This is a genomic window from Dehalobacter sp. DCA, assembly GCF_000305775.1.
GTDB lineage: Bacteria > Bacillota > Desulfitobacteriia > Desulfitobacteriales > Syntrophobotulaceae > Dehalobacter > Dehalobacter alkaniphilus.
On the sequence record NC_018866.1, the window covers coordinates 2,829,912 to 2,851,923 of the forward strand.

At 41.7% G+C, this 22,012-nt stretch carries 16 protein-coding genes; 4 read left to right on the forward strand and 12 right to left on the reverse strand.

Going from position 1 to position 22,012, the window contains the following annotated elements:
- Positions 1-4 precede the first annotated feature (4 nt).
- Both DHBDCA_RS13585 and DHBDCA_RS13590 read right to left on the reverse strand, forming a co-directional pair.
- A complete protein-coding gene (locus DHBDCA_RS13585) occupies positions 5-1,729 on the reverse strand; it encodes a methyl-accepting chemotaxis protein (RefSeq protein ID WP_242824922.1) in 1,725 nt (574 codons plus the stop codon).
- Positions 1,723-4,047, reverse strand: a complete 2,325-nt coding sequence (locus tag DHBDCA_RS13590) for an SDR family oxidoreductase (RefSeq protein WP_015044804.1) — start codon at positions 4,045-4,047, stop codon at positions 1,723-1,725. Before DHBDCA_RS13590 ends, DHBDCA_RS13585 begins: the two co-directional genes overlap by 7 nt.
- A gap of 62 nt (positions 4,048-4,109) precedes the next feature.
- Here DHBDCA_RS13590 and DHBDCA_RS13595 point away from each other — a divergent pair, with 62 nt between their 5' ends.
- Positions 4,110-5,552 carry an IS4 family transposase gene (locus DHBDCA_RS13595; RefSeq protein ID WP_015042633.1) on the forward strand — a complete coding sequence of 481 codons (1,443 nt, stop codon included), beginning with the start codon at positions 4,110-4,112 and terminating at the stop codon, positions 5,550-5,552.
- A 40-nt stretch (positions 5,553-5,592) separates the two neighbouring features.
- Here the strand turns inward: DHBDCA_RS13595 and DHBDCA_RS13600 are convergent, their stop codons facing one another.
- From DHBDCA_RS13600 to DHBDCA_RS13620, 5 genes are all read right to left on the reverse strand, one after another.
- A complete protein-coding gene (locus DHBDCA_RS13600) occupies positions 5,593-7,707 on the reverse strand; it encodes a condensation domain-containing protein (RefSeq protein WP_015044805.1) in 2,115 nt (704 codons plus the stop codon).
- 44 nt (positions 7,708-7,751) lie between these two features.
- Positions 7,752-8,423 carry a 4'-phosphopantetheinyl transferase family protein gene (locus DHBDCA_RS13605; RefSeq protein ID WP_015044806.1) on the reverse strand — a complete coding sequence of 224 codons (672 nt, stop codon included), beginning with the start codon at positions 8,421-8,423 and terminating at the stop codon, positions 7,752-7,754.
- A 794-nt stretch (positions 8,424-9,217) separates the two neighbouring features.
- Positions 9,218-10,642, reverse strand: a complete 1,425-nt coding sequence (locus DHBDCA_RS13610; protein WP_015044808.1) for a sensor histidine kinase — start codon at positions 10,640-10,642, stop codon at positions 9,218-9,220.
- Entirely contained in the window at positions 10,626-11,315 is a 690-nt protein-coding gene (locus DHBDCA_RS13615; RefSeq protein WP_015044809.1) for a response regulator transcription factor, read from the reverse strand. The genes DHBDCA_RS13610 and DHBDCA_RS13615 overlap by 17 nt, the downstream gene beginning before the upstream one ends.
- 128 nt (positions 11,316-11,443) lie before the next feature.
- Positions 11,444-12,013 (reverse strand): DUF4342 domain-containing protein, encoded by a 570-nt coding sequence (locus tag DHBDCA_RS13620; RefSeq protein ID WP_015044810.1) that lies wholly within the window; start codon positions 12,011-12,013, stop codon positions 11,444-11,446.
- Between the two features lie 304 nt (positions 12,014-12,317).
- Between DHBDCA_RS13620 and DHBDCA_RS13625 the strand changes: the two genes are divergently transcribed.
- From DHBDCA_RS13625 to DHBDCA_RS13635, 3 genes are all read left to right on the forward strand, one after another.
- Positions 12,318-12,749 (forward strand): MarR family winged helix-turn-helix transcriptional regulator, encoded by a 432-nt coding sequence (locus tag DHBDCA_RS13625; protein WP_015044811.1) that lies wholly within the window; start codon positions 12,318-12,320, stop codon positions 12,747-12,749.
- 64 nt (positions 12,750-12,813) lie between these two features.
- Positions 12,814-14,541 carry an ABC transporter ATP-binding protein gene (locus DHBDCA_RS13630; RefSeq protein WP_015044812.1) on the forward strand — a complete coding sequence of 576 codons (1,728 nt, stop codon included), beginning with the start codon at positions 12,814-12,816 and terminating at the stop codon, positions 14,539-14,541.
- On the forward strand, positions 14,538-16,952 hold the full coding sequence (locus DHBDCA_RS13635; RefSeq protein ID WP_015044813.1) for an ABC transporter ATP-binding protein: 2,415 nt from the start codon (positions 14,538-14,540) through the stop codon (positions 16,950-16,952). The genes DHBDCA_RS13630 and DHBDCA_RS13635 overlap by 4 nt, the downstream gene beginning before the upstream one ends.
- A 6-nt stretch (positions 16,953-16,958) precedes the next feature.
- On the opposite strand, the gene DHBDCA_RS13640 is transcribed toward DHBDCA_RS13635, so the two are convergent.
- From DHBDCA_RS13640 to DHBDCA_RS13660, 5 genes are all read right to left on the reverse strand, one after another.
- Entirely contained in the window at positions 16,959-17,234 is a 276-nt protein-coding gene (locus DHBDCA_RS13640; protein ID WP_015044814.1) for a histidine kinase, read from the reverse strand.
- Positions 17,235-17,351: 117 nt separating this feature from the next.
- Positions 17,352-18,545, reverse strand: a complete 1,194-nt coding sequence (locus DHBDCA_RS13645; protein WP_015044815.1) for an HDOD domain-containing protein — start codon at positions 18,543-18,545, stop codon at positions 17,352-17,354.
- Positions 18,538-20,103 carry a sensor histidine kinase gene (locus DHBDCA_RS13650; protein ID WP_015044816.1) on the reverse strand — a complete coding sequence of 522 codons (1,566 nt, stop codon included), beginning with the start codon at positions 20,101-20,103 and terminating at the stop codon, positions 18,538-18,540. The genes DHBDCA_RS13645 and DHBDCA_RS13650 overlap by 8 nt, the downstream gene beginning before the upstream one ends.
- 22 nt (positions 20,104-20,125) lie before the next feature.
- Positions 20,126-20,857, reverse strand: a complete 732-nt coding sequence (locus DHBDCA_RS13655) for a LytTR family transcriptional regulator DNA-binding domain-containing protein (protein WP_015044817.1) — start codon at positions 20,855-20,857, stop codon at positions 20,126-20,128.
- A gap of 212 nt (positions 20,858-21,069) precedes the next feature.
- On the reverse strand, positions 21,070-21,963 hold the full coding sequence (locus DHBDCA_RS13660; protein ID WP_015044819.1) for a GGDEF domain-containing protein: 894 nt from the start codon (positions 21,961-21,963) through the stop codon (positions 21,070-21,072).
- Positions 21,964-22,012 lie beyond the last annotated feature (49 nt).

The following is a 22,012-nucleotide window of genomic DNA, read 5'->3' on the forward strand; positions in this document are numbered from 1 at the left end:
TGTTTTATGGGTGCGAAACTTCAGATACTTGTACCAGGCTGTTCAGTTCTCCTCGTATTTCTGTCTGCAGATCAATTTGAAAATCAGGTTTAAGCTTGCAGTGGTATTTTTTCAGCTCATGCTTCATCAAAACATCAATTCTTTTGACCAAATCTTCCACGGTAAACTTATCTGAGCCTGCGTAGTTCATCTGTACCGCCTGACCCTTAACTGCACTGATAATGTCTGTCATATAGGAACAGTATGGCTTCATCTTATCGAGCCATTCCTGCATCTCTTTCGCAATCTCATAATGATCGGCAGGTGATACAGCTTGATCTTCAATAGATTCCTTGTATTCATTCGTTAAATCCTTGAGTGCTTCGATACCTCCGGCAATCGACATAATCGGTGTTTTCAGGTTATGGGCGATTCCGCCGATCAGCTGGCCAAGCGAAGCCAGCCTCTCCTGTTCCAGAATGATAGCCTGATTTTCTTTCATCGATTCAATATTCGCTTTTTCTTTTTCCTGGATTTTATTGAAGGCAATAATTAGATCTCCGATTTCGTCATTGGAGGTGATCGCCAGCTTCTGATCGAGGTCAACGTTAACGCCATGCGAAATGTCGGAGAGGTTTTTGGCCACCCTTGAAACGTCTTCACCGAGGGACCTGGAAAAGTAGTTTAAGACGATAAAGTTAATCATGAACAGCAGGATGAAGCTTACAGAAAAATAAACAATCGTATTATAGGAAGAAATGTCATATTTAATACCAATAATATAATCGCCGTTAGGACCTGGAACTCTTACAGATGTTCCCTGAGACTCGACTGTATAGTCTTCATAAATTCTTCCCTCGTAATTGCTCGATACTTCAATGGCATATTTAATAAAGAAATCACTCGCATTTTTATCATCTAGGGAAATATATTCTCCCGCCGGTGTAATAATAAATCTGGAATCATGTTCTTTATTCAACAAGACAATCTGGCTTAAAGCCTCTTTTACCTTTTTTTCATCATAAGTCTTCATGGTGACATTCGTTTTTAGCTTCTCTGAATACATTCTATAGATAAGATCGCCTTTTTCAGTGATCAATCTGGAATAACCCACTAGAGATGTGAATAATATTGCAATGATAATTGTTGGCAAAACGTGAAGCATGATTTTTCTTCGAATGCTTAGATTGATTCCTTGAAGCTCATTATTGACAGAAGTTTTTAAAAGGACATTGGTAAACATCCTTTTAGAGAAAATAAAAGAAAAAAGTGCTGCCAGTGTTGCGAAAGAAAACACCAGAATAACAATTCTATAGATCAGTGTTAACGGGTGGCTTCCTGTTATAAATAGTATGATAAACAAGACAATTAGCGATACGACGATTTGCCCGAAATAAATAGTATAGGGCATGTTAATACATTTTTTCCTGATTTTCTGCAGTTTCAGACGTGACTCCTCAGAATTATTTGCTGCTAAAGAATCCCACTGATCAATATTGGAAAGTGACAATTTAAAAAATATGAAGCTTGGAATAATAATTAAGAACGTAATGATAATGAACTGGGTATTATAGGATATATACGATACGTCAACATCAAAGTTAGAATTTATGGACCCTGGCGGATAGTTGAATATAAATGGAATGAGGAAATATAACGCGAGTACCGTGCAAAGAATGACGAGCGTATAGATAAGCGTTATCTGCAGACTTATCCTCTTTTGAAAAGATTCTTTCATCTTTTTTAACATACAATATTCCTTCTGATCTGATTTTTATTTAGATAATTGATCTTGCTCATATAACGAATAATTTGTGAAATATAAGCCTGATCAATATCCGGCCAGTCAAAATCCGCTTGACCCAATACATTCCGAGTGATTTCTGATTTAACATTGACTGTCTGAGAATAAGCAGAAAGATTTCCCTTTAGCAGCTCGTTGACAGCAGGACTGATGTTATGCTCTTTCATATTCTTTTCAACAATTTGAACAAAAACATCATTTGGAACAACTTCAATATCAATGCCCAGGCTATTTAACATCTCAACTATATTGGTAAGGCTGACCGTTTTATGATTAAACAAATGGAAAATACGTGTTCCGGCAGATAAATTGATTAGCCTGGCTATCGCTTCACTGCAACAATCAACCGGAGTAAATTCCAATTGTTCATCCGCCCAGATTCTCGGAACAAAACCAAGCTCAGTAATTGCTTTGATCCTCTCGTAGAAACCATTCTCCTGAATGTTTTTCTGAAACTGTCCGTCATTGTAACGACCAGTCAAAACGCCGATGCGATAAACATCCGCCTTCAAACCATTTTTGACGTTCTGGTAAATAAATCGTTCCGATTCAAACTTGCTTTTTACGTAAACGTTCCCGCTGTAATCCTGTCCGATATATAAATCAGATTCTGTAAAATCTACCTTTTCCTCGTGGATATTATTTGTAAGATAGTTTCCGGAGACTGTGATCGAGGAAATATAATTCAAACGGATATTCCCCTGCAGACAGAAGGCCGCCACTCTTTCCGTACCTTTAATGTTGACATCCATATAGTCTTCATAAAATCCGTAATGTTTCACGATTGCGGCCGAATGAATGACCAGATCAATCTTTTCCAGAAGGTATTGATAACTATTGCCGTCTAGCCCAAACTGATCCTGCGCAATATCACCGGGAATAATAATAATCCGTTGGTTTATCTCCTGACTGTATCTTCCGTTGAAATAAAAGTCCAGTTGTTTCCGCAGTTTATCTTCCGCTTCGTAAATCGTTTTTCCTCTCAGTAAACAGTAAATATTACAGTCTTTTTGCTTAAGAAGCTGTTCAAGCAAATGTATCCCTAGAAAGCCGGTAGCTCCAGTAAGCAGGACATGTTGTGCCTTCTTGATGCAGGGCTTAATATCATAATCAAGTGCAATATCTTTGACAGGATCATCCTTGATTTTCATGCTATCTATGATGTTTTTAGCTGATTCCATGCCATCGGATATTTGTCTGATCGTCTGATATTCATAAAGATCCTGAATCCCGATATGAATCCCTTTTTTCATCAACAGGACTTGAAGCTGGACAACCGTAAGTGAGTCTCCACCTAGATCAAAAAAATTATCATCAATACCAACAGATTTTCTGCCCAGCAAAGAGCACCAGACTTTCGCAATTGTCCTTTCTGTTGAATTTCTTGGCGGAACAGGTTTTGCTGCATTTTCTTCATACTCAGGCAGTGAATTCCTGTCAATCTTATTATTTGGGGTTTTGGGAATAAAATCAACCGGGATAATATAACTTGGGATCATATAGTCAGGCAGATACTGTGCTAAATAGGCCTTTAGCTCAATACTGCCTATTTCAGTATCTGCAATAATATAAGCACATATTACTTTACTATTGTTTGAATTTTCTTTGACAACCGCAACTGCTTCCCTGATATTAGGATGTTGAAGAAGTTTGTCTTCAATTTCACCAAGCTCGATTCGGTATCCTCTGATTTTTATTTGATAATCAGTCCTTCCCAGATATTCAATATCCCCTTCCGGGTACCACCTGGCAAGGTCCCCTGTTTTATAAATTCTTTCTCCGGGAAGAAAAGGATTGGCAATAAAGCGTTCAGCGGTTATATCGTCTTTTCCAAAATAGCCTTTCGAGACACCCGTTCCACTGATAAACAGATCCCCTGGAATTCCAATTGGCAGTAAATTCATATGGTGGTCAAGGATATAAACTTGCGTATTAGCAATAGGTTTACCGATATGAGGCTTCCTTTCATAAGTAACATCGGCCATAGTCGACCAAATCGTAGTTTCGGTCGGCCCATATAAATCATATATTTTTGCTGAGGACGATACGACTCTTTTTAAATCGTTTAATACAGCACCAGACATTGCTTCCCCAGTCACTAAAATATCAGTAAGATTTCTTATCCCCGTAAGATCCAGATCGCTGCTCAGCAGCAGCTGAATCCTCGAAGGTGTAGCTTGAAATATATTAACTGAAGTTTCGCACCCATAAAACAGCCGAAAATTCGGCTTAGAATAAGACGAAAAAACGATAAAAATCCGCATGAACACTAGGTTTTTGGTATAATAAGATGCTACTCCAAATCAACCAAAAATGAGGTGTTATCATGCGGAAACCTGTCAAAGAAATTGAAAACGTACTCCAAAATCACGGCTATTCGATTAACAATATTATATGTGAAGTTATGAAGACGTTCAAGCTTAAAACGCTTTGCCGCAAAGTTGGTTTTCTGAAACAGGATGGTTACAGTTCCGCGGAAATCCTCTCACTAATGTTGATGTTGCCCCTAATGTTACTGAAAAGTGTCCACGCGTTATATAAAAGCGATTTCCAAAAGGTTACTACTATGAAGAAAGATTCCATATATCGACTGAAGAACAATGAAAAAATGCCTTGGAGAGCATTGCTGATCGGTATATCCAAACAGTTTCAACGATTGGTTAATCCTACGAACGAAGTGGATGAAAAGTCCGCTTTCATTCTAGATGATACAACTCTTGCTAAGACAGGTCGAAGAATTGAACAAATGACCCAGGTGTTTGACCATGTTGCAGGGAAGAAAGGTAGCAAATTAGGCTTTAAAAATTTAACCCTTGGTTTCTTCGATGGTAAAAGCCTCACGCCTATAGACTTCACTTTACAAGTGGAAAAGCCCTTAAAAAAGGCAAGGCACCGTAAAGAACGGTTCAAAAAGCAACGAGACCCCAAATCTGCTGGGGCTAAACGGATCAGAGAATGCCATGTTAGCAAAATTTCGAACGGTCTGGATATGATAAAACGGGCGGTAAAACAGGGGTTTAAGGCTAAATATGTCCTGGTTGACAGCTGGTTCAGCAGTTACGAGTTCATTCAAACGATTCGAGGATTAGACAAAAAATCGATGCATTTGGTCTGTGGTGTTCGGCAAGATACGAGGAAGTATCGCTACAAAGAGACTTCCCTTAATGCCAGCCAATTAAAATCGGTCCTCAAAAGTGAGGGAAACGAAAAACGCTGTAGGAAACGGAATATCCGTTATTTCGAAGTCCTTGTTGATTATGAAGGAATCGGACAAATCAAACTGTATTTTTGCCGGTTTCCCTATCAAAAGAAATTTAGACTGTTCCTCTCGACGGATATATCTCTTAGTTTATTGAGTATGTTGGAGATTTACAGTATCCGTTGGACCATCGAAGTCTTTTTTAAGGAAGCCAAGCAGCATTTGAAGCTCGGGACTTGTCAATCGAGGGATTTCGATGCGCAGATTGCCCATATCACGACCTGCTATCTCCTCTATACACTCCTAGCCTATTTTCGACGAGTAAACGCCTACGAATCCTTAGAAGGATTATTTGCGGAAATCAAGGACGAACTCATAGAGAAGAATGTAGCGGAGCGGCTCTGGGAATTATTTGATGATTTGCTGCAAGTGGTGATCACCAGCATCGCCAAGTCTGGTTTAGTGGACATTTTGGAATTTAGGAATTCCAGTGAATATGAACATTTGAAAGAACTATTTGAGAATTCTTTTCTTAGTAATCAGCTTATAGCCCTTAAAAATGCCAGTTAATCGGTAATAATCAGAAGGAACCACTGGCATTAGGATACCTTTAAATTAGAGATACAAGGGTTTTGAGGGGTGCGAAAACTTCAGTATTAATATCATGATCATACATTACCTTATTAAGTTCTTCCGGAATAATCTGCTGCTTTTCGTTCGCGATTACGATTGTGAGCCCCCTGCTGAGAGGCAGTAAAGATTCCGCAACAAAAATATCAAACGAAATGGTTGTGACTGACAGCATGACCTTCTCGGGAGAAAAGTCAATCTTTGCCGTTATTGCTGAAATCAGATTCACGACGGCTGAATGCTGGACCATGACACCCTTGGGCTTTCCAGTCGAACCGGAGGTATAAATCAGATAGGCAATATCCTGTGGTGTATTGACTTTCTGCAGGTTAGCTACTCCGGTCAGTTGTTCATTGTTACTAAAAACGTCGATAATTTCCCCGTTGAAATGGATCTCTTTCATGAGTTTCTGACAGGTTAACAGAATAGCAGTATGGCTATCCTCGAGCATATAATCAATTCGCTGGGACGGATAGTCCGGATCAATCGGCAGGTAAGCACCGCCTGCTTTCAGTACTGCCAGGATCGCTATCATCATCTCCAGAGAACGCGGAACAAAGATTCCTACAAATTTGTTAGGCCCAACGCCTTTGTCCCTGAGCACTTTAGCAAGCCGGTTCGCTCTTTGATTCAACTCATAGTAGGAAATACTGCTCTCCTCAAAAACCAATGCTGTCTTGGCCGGCGTTTTTTCTGCTTGTTCTTCGAATAACTGGGCAACCGTTTTGTTGTGAGGGAAGAATAATCCGGTGTCATTGAACTCACACAGGATTCTCTGCTTTTCCTTCTCTGAAATCATCTCTAGTCTGGAGATTTTTTTCAGGGAATTGTCCAGCGCATGCCAGAGAATCCTCAGCACATGGTCATGAATAAATTCAATTTCCTTACTATAGAAAAGATCCGTCAGATAGTCATAGTCAATAATGATATTGCCGTCGTCTTCGCGTTCGTTAATATGAATATAAAGTGATTCTGTCTGGTGACCGCAAAAATGCCATCTGCCCTCACAGCTATTGATATCACTATTCTTAATAAATTTGGCATTTTGGTAAGATACGGCAATTTCATATAATTTTTCGATACTTCTGTTGTGTTTTCTGACATGTTTTAAAATTTCATCATACGGATATTTTTGATGCCTCAGAATATCCATCCAGTTTCTGGTCAGCTTATGGCAGAAATCCTGAAAATTCGTATCATTATCGATATTAACCCTAAGCGGTATCGTGCTGATGAACATTCCGACTGTTTTCTTTTCCCGAGCATTGGCTCGGTTCAGTACTGGCACCCCAAGAACAATATCTTCTTTATTGGATATTCTGTTGATATAAATACAGAGCGCGGAAATATAAAGGGTAAAAATCGATGTTTTATTTTCCAGGCAGTATTGAGAAATTTTTCTGGACAATTTATTTGGAATTTTAAACGTTTTTCTGACAGCTTCAGTATGGTTCATCTTGGCTGCTTTGCTTTTCAGCGTGGTCATTTCTGGTGTATCCGTAAAGACATTCTCCCAGTATTCCTTATCTTTGATATACCTGGGAGAATGCAGATATTCAAGCTCACTATTGACATATTCTAAATAAGAAGGATCATTTTCCTGTTCATAGGAAACGCCTTCTTCCAGCATATTGTAATTCTCCATAATTTTATTGCCTATATAAACAACAGTCCACCCATCAGAAATCAGATGGTGGATTTTGCAGTATATCACATTCTCTTTTTCGCTGATTTTAATGATAGAAAAATAAACCAGTGGGCTGTCGTTAATGGTAAATGGTTTTTTGGTTTCCTCCTGATCCCAGGCATACAGCCGTTTGAGGCCGCCGCCTTCGCTGAAATCGAATAAATCTATTTTCGCATATGCAAATTCGGCAACATATTGGAATACCTGTCCGTCTTTTTCCCTAAACCTGAGCCTGAGCGCTTCATTTTTCTCGATCACAAGGTTGATGGACTTTTCGAGAAGCCTGAGATCTATGCTGTCTTTAATTTTCAGGGTTGAAGCAATATTGCCGATACTGGTTCCTGGATGAAGTTTCTCTAAATACCAAATACTTCTTTGCGGGATTGATAATGGATAATACTCGACCATAAAACAGCAGCCCTCCATAAATCTGCAAATTTCCCCTTACTCTGTCAGCCATAAAAATCTGAATATCGGATGGTTACTACATGAACCTTGGGACTGAATTCTTTTTCGCAGCCGCATGCTGCCACAGCGTAACCTGGATCAAATGGGTAAATATGAAAGTACAGCCCTTCATTCGGATAAGAAAAACTGGCTCCGGCCATACTGGAAAAATCAGCTTCTTTAAGATTACCCGCAAGGCCTGTACCCTTTGCTTTAAAATAGCTTTCTTTAAGCGTCCAAAGTTTAAAAAAGTATTCTGTTTTCCTGTCCAGGCTAAGGTTCGTTAGGAAACTGTTCTCTTGTTCGGTAAAATGCTGCCTGGCGATCTCTGGGTCAACCGGTCTGATTCGTTCGAGATCAACACCTACTTCTTGACTGCTTGTCGCACAAACAACCCATTTCCCGGAATGGGCAACACTGAAATGAAATGCATCCAGATCTTTAACATAAGGCTTGCCATAATCGTTTACACCAAAAGAAATTTCAGCATTTCCTCGAAAATAATTTTCCCTGACGATTTTGCGAATAAGCAGTTCTCCCAGTAAAGATCTTTTTACATCATCTATGTACTTCAACCTGGCCAAACTGCTTTTTCTTTTTCCCGAGATCAATTGCGTATAGGCATTAATCTCATTTTCGCAGATACATGCTAAATTACAACCAAATAGGTTAATCATGGAACATTAATTCTTTATTTTTCCGGAAATTCCTTTAACAAAATCCATATTACGTGTAATTTTCAAGTATATAATTAGGTAGTAAACTTTCTAAAAACCTGTAAATCAAAAAAAGCAGGACGCCCTGAGTCATATTCTAACATTTGAAAATGTGATAAGCAATTTTTTTCGACAATATAAGTCATTTTTTACATTTTCCTTGAAGTTGCTGCAGAAGGTCAGAAAGACAGCGTGGCGCTTATGGCTCATGCTGTCTTTCTGTCTATCGAAGAATCGTTGATTGCCCAACCATCTTAGATTGAATAAGAAAAATGTTATTCAGATCATTTAGAAAACGATCCCCATTGCAATTAAGAGGAGAATGATAACCACTACGATCGCGATGCCGCAGAGGCAACCGCCACCGCCGAATGTTCCGCCGAAAGTACCTGCTCCAACTGCCATGTTTTTCACCTCCTGGTCAAAGAATATCTGATGAACACTGCATGCCAAAATTCAATTTAGAAAATAACGCCCAGAGCAATCAGGATCAGTACTGCAATAGCGATTATGCCAACCCCGGCACCCATTCCGCAACCACGGCCATAACCATAAGAACCGTACATATTTTTCCCCCTCCTCGTATCTTAACTTCTTAAGAACTGACTTCGAGATATCTTATTCAGAAGCCAGGTAAATTGCAACCTTAATTTTCCAATATTTCTATTAATTACTTTATGCATAGTAAAAAGGGAAAGACATATGTCTCCCCCTATCTCTCGGGTTAGTACTATTGTAAATCACGTATTGTCGTGCTAGGAGAGCAGAATAATAAATTCAGAACCTTCTCCGACTTTGCTTCGGACTGTTATTCTACCATTGTGGCCCAGGATAATGACCTTGGCAATCGCGAGTCCCAAGCCATAACCACCCCGCTCCTTCGTTCTGGACTGGTCGGAGCGGTAGAAACGGTCAAAGATGTGCTTCAACTCTTCATTTGTCATACCTGCGCCGGTATCCTTGATACTTATCGCAATGGACTCACCTTCTTTGCTAAGACAAACCGTTATCTGCCCGCCAGCCGGTGTATATTTCATCGCATTGTCCATAAAGATCCGACAGGCCTGTTTCATTAGGTTTCGATCGCCAAACATAGAGATCTCCTGATTGAGCTCATCATTGATTTGATGCCCGGAATCGATGATCTGGGTCTCTTTGATGACTTCCAGGAGCATTTCCGTGAGGCTGAATTCTTCCTTTTGATAGGCGAGCGTACTGTTGTCATGTCTGGCAAGAAACAGCAGTTTGTCAATCAGCTCCTGCATATTCCCGGCTTCATTTTTGATAGCCGTTATTGATTCCTGAAGAACTTCCTGATCGTTTTTTCCCCAGCGGTCCAGCATAACTGCATAGCCCTGTATCACGGCAATCGGTGTCCTTAGCTCATGCGAAGCATCGGATACAAACTGTTTCTGCCTATTATATTGGTCCTCTATTCTGTTCATCATTTCATTAAAAGTAAGTGCCAGTTCCTTCAGTTCATTTTTTGACCCGCCTACATTTAGCCTTAAGTTCAAATTCTGTTCGGAAATTCCCGTTACCGTCTGGGTCATTTCGCGTATCGGTTCAAAAATTCCTCTCCCTGATAAGGCAATCGCAATCAGAGCCAGGAACAAGGACGGTAAAAAGACGAAGAGCATAATCCTGGTGATGAACAGGATATCTGTAATTTCATCCTGAATGTTGGAAAAGATAATCATTCTGCCTGAAGTTCCGGCTGTTTCAAAATCCCTGTTAACGGATATGTAGATGTTTCCTTGATCCTTGGCCAATCCGAGCCAGTACTCAGAACCATATTCCCTCAAATTCTGGTCCGTAGCCATGAGCGTCTGCTGGCCCCGTTCAAAGATACGAAGCGGGGTCTGATGCTCCCGGGAATAGGTTTCCAGTTCTGAAAAACCGCTGCTGTCCGTGCTGAGCACCTTCTGGATCTCCAAATAATCCTGCTTAACCGTTTCCTGGATTCTAAATCCGCCATAGATCAAAATAACGATAAGGCCGGCTCCCAACACTGTCCGCAAAAGTATGCCTGTATACCTCAAGGAAAGCTTTAAGCGAATGGAATAAGCGATCCTTTCCTGGATAAACGCATAAAGAAGCATAAAAAGATAAACCGGGAAAAAGATCACCTTGAGAATGTTTTTGGATATGCCCTTATCCGCTTTATTTTTCGTCTTCATATTTAAAAAGATACCCGACCCCTCTTACGGTGTGAATCAGTACGGCATTATATTTTTGGTCAATTTTATTGCGCAGGTACTTGATATAGACATCGGTGACATTGGTGTCTCCATAGTAGTCATATCCCCAGACATGGTCGAGAATTTTTTCGCGCGACAATACAATGCCTTTATTCTCCATCAAATATTTTAGAAGCTCAAATTCTTTCTTGGAGAGGGATATGTCTACCCCCTGATAGGTAACCCGATATTCATCCTTAAACAAAATCAACGGCCCAGCCGTGATCACATTATTCTGATCTTCCTTTTTTCCTCTACGCTTCAGGATCACTCTGATTCTGGCTAGCAGTTCTTCTATCGCAAATGACTTGGTCATGTAATCATCTGCCCCACTATCAAGCCCCATCACTTTGTCGGAAACATCATCTTTGGCTGTCAGCATAATAATTGGCATATCTGATACCCGCCTTACTCTCCGGCAGATTTCAATACCGCTGAGGCCGGGAAGCATCAGGTCCAGAATGATCAAATCTGCCTTTCCCGAGACTGCTTTTTCATAGCCTTCTCTTCCATCGTGAGCAAGCTCTACCTCATAACCTTCATGAGCAAGCTCTAGCTCCAGGAACCTGGCTATTTTCACTTCATCTTCAATGACCAGAATTCTGGTTTTCATCCTTTCCTCCGCCCTCAATCAAAGTATTACGACGACTCCATTATAATCGGAAATGAACCTGCAAACAACACAGGTTCATTTCTCATCAGCTCCTATCTCATCACTGGCACCCTGACCATTCATTGATACTAACCAATCGTGATCTCATTGTAGCCGTCTTCTTTTTTATCTTCATTCTTGGGGCCGGCCTCGGCCTGCGGACTGTTTTCTTGTTCTGCAGTCGGCTTTTCCCTCATTTTATCAGCCGCGGTTCTCACTTTGCTGCCAATACCGTCGACAAACTCGTTGATATTAACATCCTGCCCCTTTTCCTTTCTGATCCTAATCCGGTAGCCCATTACGTACAGCAGGATAAAAGCTGCAACATACAGCCCTATGATCGGCATTGTGATCAACACCGCCACAATCAGAATAATGATCGGTATATTTAGGATAATGTTCTGATCCTTTTCAATTATAAATCTTGTGACGCAACCTTTTTGAATCAGTGCCTTCACTTTTTTGCCAAAGCTCTGTTCTTTTTGACAGGTTTTCTGATTGGAGCTTGAATTTGATTTATTCCCATGCATTTTTTCAAAGGCAATGATCGCATCAATCAAATCCCCATCATACTTTTCTAATAATTCTTTGGCTTCCTGATAACTGCAGTTGGTCCTTTTTCTCATCTCATCAATTTGTTCCATACTGATACTCATCATTTTCATCTCCATTTCTAAACTATAGCTCTATTGTAATAACGTCAGATGAGACTACGCTTAATTCAGGATTAAAACTTGATTAGAATTTTGCATACACAGTATTATGGTTATGGTATAAACAAGGCACTTCGCTCATGAATGATCTTCGTTCGGCATTAGTCCAACCATGGACGTCAAAATAAGACAAAATAGTCTTCGAAATATAGTTGACAACATTTTCCCGGATCAATATAATAATTTCTATGCGAAACATTTGCATGAGAAATATCAGTATTTTTATACGGGTTTAAGGAGGCCTGTTTCTATGCAGAATAACCCCAGCGAAGTGGAAATTGTTCAACTTTTTTCCGAAATTGGCAGATCTCTGAAGAAAACAATGCGTAAAAGTTTTGAATGCAACGGTTTAACGATGCCGCAAGGCATGGTGATGAGCACCCTGATAAAACGCGGTGAAATGAAGATATCCGAAATAAGTAGCGAACTGCATCTTTCCAACAGCACGATCTCAGGTATTATTGACCGTCTGGAAAAGCATGATTTGGTCATTCGGACCAGAAGCGAACAGGACAGACGCATTGTCTATGTAAAAGTGAGTCCAAAGTATGTTGACTTTCACCGGGAATTTCATCACCAAGCCGAAAAAGACTTGCAGAAAATACTGAGCAGAGCTACCCCTGAAGATATGAGAAAAATATTAGAGGGTTTGACTGCTTTAAAGAAGATCCTGGGTCAATGATGTACCTGATCTTCTTAAACAAAAGACACTCTAAACATTAATAAGTGAGAAAGGATTTTTGGTTATGCTGAAATTATACCGTTATTTAAAACCTTTTAGACATCTGGTTTACGGCGTATTGATCCTCGTTTTTCTCCAAACGCTCGGTGATCTGTATCTGCCTACGCTGATGTCAGATATCATCAATGACGGCGTCATGAATGGTGATACGCAGAAGATTTTGCATATAGGAGGAGTCATGCTTCTGGTCGCCGGAGTAGCCGCTGTATTTTCCATCCTGGCCAGCTTTTTATCCGCCAAGGCTGCCGTAGGGTTAGGAACCGTTTTGCGGAGCAAAATTTTTGGGAGAATCGAAAGTTTTTCTTTACATGAATTTGATAAAATCGGTACCGCGACGCTCATTACCCGGACGACAAATGACATCAACCAGGTCCAGACAGTTACCATCATGATTATGCGCCTGATGATCAGCGCCCCGATCATGGCGATCGGCGGAATCATCCTGGCTTACCGGGAAGATAAGGCCCTTACTTGGGTACTTGCTGTCGCCATACCGGTTCTAGCAATTGTCATTGTGATGATTGCTTCCAAAATGATACCGCTGTTTCGATTAGTCCAGGTAAAAATTGACAGGATCAACCTGGTACTCAGGGAAAAACTTACCGGCGTCCGGGTCATCCGCGCCTTTAATACGATTGAACATGAAAAAAAGCGTTTTGATGCCGCCAACGTCGATCTCACAGACAACTACATTAAAGTAAATAAAATCATGGCATTTATGATGCCGACGATTATGCTGATTATGAACTTAACTTCATTGGCAATCCTTTGGTTTGGAGGCATCCGCATCAGTATCGGCGATATGAACCTGGGAGCCCTTTCCGCATTTACGCAGTATGCGATGCAGATTATGATGTCCATGTTGATGCTGGCCATGATGTTCATTATGGTTCCCCGGTCTCAGGCTGCAGCTGTCAGAATCAATGAAGTCCTGGAAACCGTACCTGAAATTGAAGATGCCAAGGACCTGAAGGATACTTTCAGCGGTAAAGGCTATGTGGAATTCAAGGATGTCACCTTTAGTTACCACGGCGCAGAAGAACCCGCTATCCGGGATATATCTTTCGCCGCCCGGCCTGGTGAAATCACAGCGATCATTGGCAGCACCGGTTCAGGGAAATCAACGCTTATCAACCTAATACCAAGGTTTTATGATGTCGACAGCGGCTCCGTCCTGATCGACGGCGTGGATGTCCGGGATATATCCCAGGAAAACCTTCGTCAGAAAATTGGTTTTGTGCCGCAAAAAGCGGTCCTCTTTTCGGGAACGATTGCCGAGAATATCCAGTTTGGCGGCAAACAGGCCACTGAAGAAGAAATTCAGCATGCTGCAGAAGTTGCCCAAGCCGCTGAATTTATCACCAAAATGGACGGTGGGTATGACCATGTCATCGCCCAAGGCGGCACTAATGTTTCCGGCGGTCAGAAACAGCGGTTGGCTATTGCGCGGGCCTTGGTCCGCAAGCCGGAAATCTATATTTTTGACGACAGTTTTTCTGCCCTGGATTTTAAAACGGATGCGCGTCTGCGAGCAGCCCTGAAACAGGAGATTGCCGAGGCAACCGTCCTTATTATCGCCCAAAGAGTAGGCACCGTCATGGACGCGGATCGAATCATTGTCCTGGACAATGGTCAAATCGCAGGCATTGGGACGCATAAGGAACTGTTGAATAGCTGCGAAGTCTATCGTGAAATTGTCTCATCCCAGCTGTCAGAGGAGGAAATCGCATGAGCGGCGAAAATAAAAACCAAAACACGATGCGCAATCGGCAGGGCCAAAGAGGGCCGGGGGGACCGGGGGGACCGGGCAGCCACTTTGGTGCTCCCGTAGAAAAAGCTAAGAATTTCCGCGGAAGTCTGGCAAGGCTCCTTCAGTATTTAAAACCCCATAAAGTCCATTTAATTGTTGTATTGATCTTTGCAATCGCCAGTACATCTTTTACAATTGCAGCTCCTAAGGTAAGCAGTAAAGCAATCAACAAACTGCAGGATGCTTATATGGCGAGAATGATGCTGCAAAAAATGTCTGAGGCGCAGGAAAAGGGCGTTGACAGCATTTATACCCAGATGGCCGATGTCCAGCTGAAAGCAGTCGACCAGATCAGCAAGCAGATCGCAAACCCCGCAACCAGTAAACCCACCAACCCTGAATCTTTGAATACAGTCAAAGCGCTGATCACGCTACCTGCAATTAATACAATTCAAGATCCGCAGGAAAAAGCCAATACCGTCATTAAAATGTTGGATCTCCTCAATGCACTGCCAAATATGGGAGAAAGCAGTCTCAACAACACGCAGGATGGGACAGTTAGAAAGATTGATGCGGACAGCATAAATACGATCAAAACCTTCCTGCAATTACCGATGCTGAGTTCGGTGACGAATGCCGAAGAAAAAGCGGATGTTTGCCAAAAGATTATTGATTTAGGGGAAAAGATGTCCGCAACCAGCGCGACAGGCTTGGATATGCCGAATACCCAGCAAAATGTCGAGTTTACCGATGATCAAATCAATGGCGCCATTACAGCGATCAGAGAAACGAACGGTGAATACGATTTCCATTATATCGGTATGATCGCCTTGATCCTGATCGGCATGTATCTCATCAGCGCCTTGTTCAGCCTGATCATGGGTCTTGTGATGTCAGGCGTTTCCCAGCGTACAGTCCGGGATCTACGCCGGGTAGTAGATAACAAGCTGGCCAAATTGCCCTTAAAATATTACGATATGCACCCTTATGGCGATATCTTAAGCCGCGTGACCAACGATATCGACACCATTGCCACTACCCTACAGCAAAGCTTAACCCAAATCATTACCTCCGTGATAACAATCATAGGTTATATTATCATGATGCTCACAATCAGTCCGGTTCTCACCCTGATTATTATCGCCTCATTGCCGCTGTATATGCTGTCCACCACAATGATCGCCAAGAAATCCCAAAAATACTTTGCCGTCCAGCAAAAAGAGCTGGGGGACCTCAGCAGCCATGTGGAAGAGATGTACACCGGGCATAAGATCGTTAAGGCTTTTGGCCATGAAAAGGATGCCATCGAAAAATTCGAATCCATCAATAACCGGCTTTATGGCGCAGGTTGGAAAGCCCAGTTCGTTTCCGGGATTATGTTCCCGCTGATGAACTTTATTAGTAATCTCAGTTATGTCGGCATCAGCATTGTCGGGGGCATCTGGATCACGCGCAATCTGTTAGGATTAGGTGATATTCTGGCCTTTATCCAATATTCACGTTCATTTACTATGCCGATCATCCAAACTGCCAATATCGCCAACGTTATCCAGTCTACTATTGCCTGCGCTGAACGCGTCTTTGAAGTTCTAGACGAACAGGAAGAAATTCCAGACAGTCCTGAAGCTGTGATTCTGGATATGCCCAAAGGAAATATCCGCATCGACCATGTCAGCTTCCGCTATACAGAAGATGTCCCGCTGATTGAAGATATGAACCTTGAAGTGAGGCAGGGAGATACCATCGCCATCGTCGGACCAACCGGTGCAGGTAAAACTACCCTGGTCAACCTCCTGATGCGGTTTTACGAGATCAGCTCAGGCAAAATCAGTATTGACGGTGTGGACATCAAGGATATGCCGCGCAGCGAGCTGCGTAAACTCTTTGGGATGGTCCTTCAGGATACTTGGCTGTTTAACGGCAGCATTAAAGATAATATCACCTACTCCAAAGAAGGCGCGACGATGGAACAAATCGTCCGCGCGGCCAAAGCAGCCCATGCCGACCATTTTATCCGGACACTTCCTGATGGCTATGATACGATTCTGAATGAGGAAGCGACCAATATCTCGCAGGGACAGAAGCAGCTGCTCACTATCGCCCGGGCTATTTTGGCCGATCCGGCAATATTGATTCTCGATGAAGCAACCAGCAGCGTGGACACCCGGACTGAAGTATTGATCCAGAAAGCAATGAAGAACCTGATGAAAGGCCGAACGAATTTTGTAATTGCTCACAGGCTTTCCACCATACGCGATGCTGAACTTATTCTGGTCATGAATAACGGCAGTATCATTGAAACAGGCAATCACAAAGAACTGCTGGCTAAAGGCGGATTCTACGCCGAATTATATAACAGCCAGTTCTCAGAAGACACGGATATTGCGGGATAACGCATCCTAGTGGTCTGAAGTCCCCAATTCGTAATCTTTTAGGGAGATGGTTTCAAAGAAGAATTTTTGGATTTTTTCGAGATTGCATTCCGTAGAAAACCTGATTCTTAACCCTTCTTCCTTGATGATTTCTGCACTCTGATGATTGCTGCCGATATCTTTCGGATAAAACTCAATGATGTTTGCGATCTTTTTCAAGCTGGAAATCACGGCTAGAGCTTTATAATCTTGTGTTTCGCTTCCCTCTTCAAAATAGATGACGACATCATGAACGCAGCTCATTTAGAACTTCTCCCGCCTTTCCTTGTAACTCGCTTCTGTCAATAGCATACCATGGCATTTTGTTCAGATGGACAATTTGCCGCAAAATGTAAAAAAACAACCTGAATGGTTGTTTTTTTACGATGGATGGCGAATCCCAGCCTCGTCCAAAAAACGATCAGGATCGTCTTTGTTAATACCTAGGAAATCAAGCACCTGCGGATCGACTTGTGCAGACTCCGCCTTGTGGATGCTTTTCCAGGAATAAATATCGGCAATATGCACTAAGGCAACCATTTCCTTGTCGATAACCTTTTCATCAAGCGGACAGTGGTGAAATAGAGCGGACTCCACAATCGAATATGGAAGCTCCCACCAATCCAACAAATGGCCGCCAATCTCCCCATGGGATACATCCGTAAATTCGATTTGCTCATAATAGTGGAATAAATCCCGGTTACCCATGTTCTTCTCAACTGCCCGCATATATTCGTCCCAAAAATTATTCAGCAGAACCACTTTGCCGACATCATGCAGTAATCCGGCCATTGAACTCGATTCTGGCATTTTCTTGTGATGGATCTTCTGGTAAAAAACATTCAGAATGGTATTGGTCGTTACGGCATGAAGCCAAAGCATCGCGATATCTCTTTGGTAACGCGCATTCTTTTCTCCTTTGGTTTCCTGATGCAGACAGGCGCTTAAAACAATATTTTTGACATCCGTTAGCCCCAAATAATTAATAGCCTGGATGACCGAACCTGTTTTTACCCCTAAGTGGGCAGAGTTTGCTACCTGTAATACTTTCGCCGTTATGGAAGGATCACTTTCAATCGTTTTGGCAATTTCCTTCATGCCCGCATCCTGTTCGATCAGAAAATTAAATTTATTGAAGACATTCTGAGGGGATGGCAGAAATTCAATTTTATTGATTACTTCCAGCAGGTTTCGGTTTTTCAAGATCTTTTCCACTTCGAAGATTTGTTCCATGGTCCTAAGCAGATCCTTGTTTTGCCATGGCTTAAACAGATAATGTTTGGCCAGACAACTTTGCTGTATTTTCAGAAGCATGTTTTTATCGACATGCCCGCTAAGAACTAATCTGATCGTAGATGGATATTTTTCTTTGACTTGTGTTAAAAGTTGAAAGCCGTCCATACCCTGCATTTTGACATCCGTTACAAGAAGATCAATTTTCTTCCTTTGAAGAGTCTCCAGAGCCTCTTCACCGCTTTCCGCAGTAAGGACTTCGTAGCCGCTGCTAAAAAAAGCTCTGTTCAGTGCCCGCAAGATTGCTCTTTCATCATCTACAAACAAAATCGCTTCATTCATTTTCTTCACCTGCTTCGGCTTCCGGCTGCTGCCTGACAGGCAGCAGGATGATAAACCTCGTACTTACGCCCGGCGTGCTTTGAACGGAAATCTGCCCCCCGTGCGTATTAACAACAATATCGTAGGTAATACTGAGCCCAAGGCCTGTACCCTGCCCAACAGGTTTTGTCGTAAAGAATGGATTAAAAATCTCTTTCAGGTTCTCCTTATTGATCCCTGTCCCATTGTCTTCGATCTGACACCGCACAAAATTACCCGCGACTTCTGTACTAACCATGATAGAGCCAAGTGTCTTCGGTTCTTTTGTTTTTATGGCGTAGACTGCATTCAGGATGATGTTCAAGAGCACCTGATTAATTTGATTGCCCTTCGCCTGGATCAAAGGAAGCTCCCCAAACAGTTCAATTACCCTGGCATGGTGCTTAATCTCATTTCTGGCCACCAAAAGCGTATTCTTCAGGCCGTTATTCAGATCATAATCTTCAAACTCGTTGCCTTGATCCGCTCTGGAAAAGGTTTTAAGTCCGGTTACAATTTCACTGATCCGTTTGAGGCCATCCTCAATATCAAAAAACAAATCTTCCAGGTCTGTTGAGATATACTTCAGGTTGTTGGTTTCTTCAAGCTTTCTCAAGTTCTCTATCTGCGAGGCAAGCAAATCCTTCTCGTTTGGGTGCAGCTGCTCCAAAAAGCTGTGATAGGCGCTGATCATATTCGTATACTGATTGAAATAAAGACGAGAGGTCTCAAAGTTACTGGAAATATAACCAAGCGGATTATTGATTTCATGAGCAACCCCGGCAGCTAGCTGTCCAATCGCAGCAAGCTTCTCTTGTTGGACAAGCTGTTCCTGCGTTCTCTTTAAACGGCTGATCGTTGTTTTCAATTCTTCATCTGAGGCAACGTTTTGTTTAAACAATCCGGTAATTTTTTCATTCTGGCGGATTGCTTCCTGAAGCTGTTTTTCCAGCCTGCGGTAACGGCCGATACTGACATTATTTATAGCCGCCATAACGACCACTAAGACCATAAACAGGATCAGCTGGGAAACATAAGACAATGTCGTCATCTGGTAGAACTGAACATGATAGGAATGGAAAATGACATAGCATATCGAAAACAGTATGGCGACCGTTGTTGTGACCATCATAACCCGGGTAACCCGGATCGTAGCCAGTATAAGCTGTATATACGCAAAAGTGTACAAAGCCGGTCCGATGAGATCATACATTCTGACCGTTAAAAACAGAAGTGTCAGGGCGGTCAGCCCCGAGATCATCCAGGTAGCATATCTCATCTCAAAGTCTAATTTCGGAACAATGTTAAATCCCAGAGCCAAAACCAGCAAAATTAAACTGTCTACGAAACACGTCTGCCAGTCACTGGCAAGATAAAAATAACGGGGAAAAAAACTAACAAATGCTGCCAGAAAGAGCAGCACAGACATATACATACTGACCATGGTATTTTCATAATAGCTTGTCAGGTTATCATCTTCCGTTTCACGAAGGGCGGATAAAACACCAGGTATCGTTCTTTTTTTTAGATATTGATTCATAATTGATTCCTATACTCTTATTTTATAACCCAAATAAACTTTTCAGTTTTTTAGTAGAGTTTCTGCTGACAGGAATAGTTTCTTTCGTGTCCTTCAACTTTAAATTATACGCACTGTTGAACCAGGGACTGATTTTTTCAATTTTATCGATATTGACAATATAGCTTCGATGGCACCGAAAAAAGCTGCCGGATCCAAGCTTCTTCTCCCACGAATTTAAAGAGTCAGGACTTTGATATCTTCCTTTTTCGGTGATAACAACAACATCCCCTTCAGCTGCCGTTAAATAAATAACCTCCGACAGGTCAATCAAAATAATGGTCTCATCTTCCCATACAGGGATTTTTTTGATCTCCTGTTCCTTTTTGCGTTCCGGATAGAAGTGTTCAGGTTTATCGGCAAGGGCTTTTTCGACCACTGAAATAACTTCTTCGTTTTCCCAAGGCTTGGCGAGGTAATAATAAATGCTGCCTTCGTTAATCGCTGAAATTGCAACATTAATGTCTGACGAACCAGTGATCAAAATTCTGACGGCATCCGGGTACTCTTCTCTTGAACGTTTTAACAGATCAATACCCAGCATTCCCGGCATATTTTGGTCACAAATGATCACGTCTATCGCGCTTTTTTGCAGAAAATCCAGCGCTTCTTCCGAGGTCGTTGCGGCAAACAGCTCGTATCCCCGCGAATGTAGGATACGCTTTAAAGCGTTGAGCACCATCGGTTCATCATCAACCAAAAGTATTCTTGCCATATCTTCCTTTCTATTTTATCTGTCCGGACCAGAAAATGAATAATTTTCCTTTTTATCCTCGGGTATATTCGACATTTTCTTTTTTATTCCTTTTTTGAGTTCTTTTTTAGCTTTATTTATTTTCCCTTTCATCTTAAACGATCAATGGCAAATATTCATTCTAGTACTGCGCATTTTAAATAAATGGGCAACCATATACAGTATGCTTTGTATTAATTTTTATAAAGCTGGATTGTGTTTCTGCCCTGATATTTGGCCCGGTAAAGGGCAGCATCAGCCTGGGTAATCAGTTGATCTTTATTTTCCGCCAGATCAGGAAAAATTGAGAAACCGACCGAAAGCGTTAAAGTTCTTGTAACGTGACAATCCGGAAAAGAAAATCGCAGACTGTAAAATGCTTCTTTAAGTCTTTCCATGACAAAATGGACTTCTTCGACGCCGGAATCAGGCAAAATTACTGCAAATTCGTCCCCGCCGTAGCGGCAGGCAATATCTGACTTTCTCGTTGTGTTTTGGATCAGCCCGGCTGTTTTCCTTAGTATTTCATCACCGAAATAATGGCCATAGGAATCATTGTACATCTTAAAGTTATCAATATCGATCATACACAAGACAAGCGTACGATTTGCTCTGATCGCCCTCGCAATTTCTTCGTCAAGCTTTTGCTGAAAATACCTGTGATTGTAGATCTCTGTCAGACCGTCTGTTACAGAAAGGGTCTCAAGTACTTTTTGGGTCTTTTTATTGCGTTCAACTTCAATGGCAATAATCGCAGATCCCAAAAAGTTAGCCAGGATGAACACGGCAATAGCAAAATAATATGGGTCACCTTGCATTATTCCGAATCTGAATGGAGCAGTGATTCCTATGATGCTGTATATCAGCGTAACCATAAGGCCGGTATACCCAAAGATCAGCGGCATCAGCAACGTGACGACAGCCATTATACTCCCTATAATAATTCCCGGAGCTGTATTTAAATTACCAAAAAACAGCACCAAAACCAGGATCCCAATAAATAACAAGCAGATGATAAATTTGTTTTTCTGACTCAGTCTATGTTTGTCTAAAAAATCATGATCATCTTTTCGATTAACTAAATTCATTATATGACCCCCTATATAAACCTTACTTTTCAGCAAAAGCCGTTGTATG

Coding starts and splice junctions, on each gene's coding strand:
- DHBDCA_RS13590 (WP_015044804.1), bottom strand. CDS start 4,047: ATGCGGATTTTTATCGTTTTTTCGTCTTATTCTAAGCCGAATTTTCGG.
- DHBDCA_RS13655 (WP_015044817.1), bottom strand. CDS start 20,857: ATGGCAAGAATACTTTTGGTTGATGATGAACCGATGGTGCTCAACGCT.
- DHBDCA_RS13600 (WP_015044805.1), bottom strand. CDS start 7,707: ATGGTCGAGTATTATCCATTATCAATCCCGCAAAGAAGTATTTGGTAT.
- DHBDCA_RS13650 (WP_015044816.1), bottom strand. CDS start 20,103: ATGAATCAATATCTAAAAAAAAGAACGATACCTGGTGTTTTATCCGCC.
- DHBDCA_RS13595 (WP_015042633.1), top strand. CDS start 4,110: ATGCGGAAACCTGTCAAAGAAATTGAAAACGTACTCCAAAATCACGGC.
- DHBDCA_RS13605 (WP_015044806.1), bottom strand. CDS start 8,423: ATGATTAACCTATTTGGTTGTAATTTAGCATGTATCTGCGAAAATGAG.
- DHBDCA_RS13625 (WP_015044811.1), top strand. CDS start 12,318: ATGCAGAATAACCCCAGCGAAGTGGAAATTGTTCAACTTTTTTCCGAA.
- DHBDCA_RS13630 (WP_015044812.1), top strand. CDS start 12,814: ATGCTGAAATTATACCGTTATTTAAAACCTTTTAGACATCTGGTTTAC.
- DHBDCA_RS13635 (WP_015044813.1), top strand. CDS start 14,538: ATGAGCGGCGAAAATAAAAACCAAAACACGATGCGCAATCGGCAGGGC.
- DHBDCA_RS13640 (WP_015044814.1), bottom strand. CDS start 17,234: ATGAGCTGCGTTCATGATGTCGTCATCTATTTTGAAGAGGGAAGCGAA.
- DHBDCA_RS13620 (WP_015044810.1), bottom strand. CDS start 12,013: ATGATGAGTATCAGTATGGAACAAATTGATGAGATGAGAAAAAGGACC.
- DHBDCA_RS13615 (WP_015044809.1), bottom strand. CDS start 11,315: ATGAAAACCAGAATTCTGGTCATTGAAGATGAAGTGAAAATAGCCAGG.
- DHBDCA_RS13585 (WP_242824922.1), bottom strand. CDS start 1,729: ATGTTAAAAAAGATGAAAGAATCTTTTCAAAAGAGGATAAGTCTGCAG.
- DHBDCA_RS13610 (WP_015044808.1), bottom strand. CDS start 10,642: ATGAAGACGAAAAATAAAGCGGATAAGGGCATATCCAAAAACATTCTC.
- DHBDCA_RS13660 (WP_015044819.1), bottom strand. CDS start 21,963: ATGAATTTAGTTAATCGAAAAGATGATCATGATTTTTTAGACAAACAT.
- DHBDCA_RS13645 (WP_015044815.1), bottom strand. CDS start 18,545: ATGAATGAAGCGATTTTGTTTGTAGATGATGAAAGAGCAATCTTGCGG.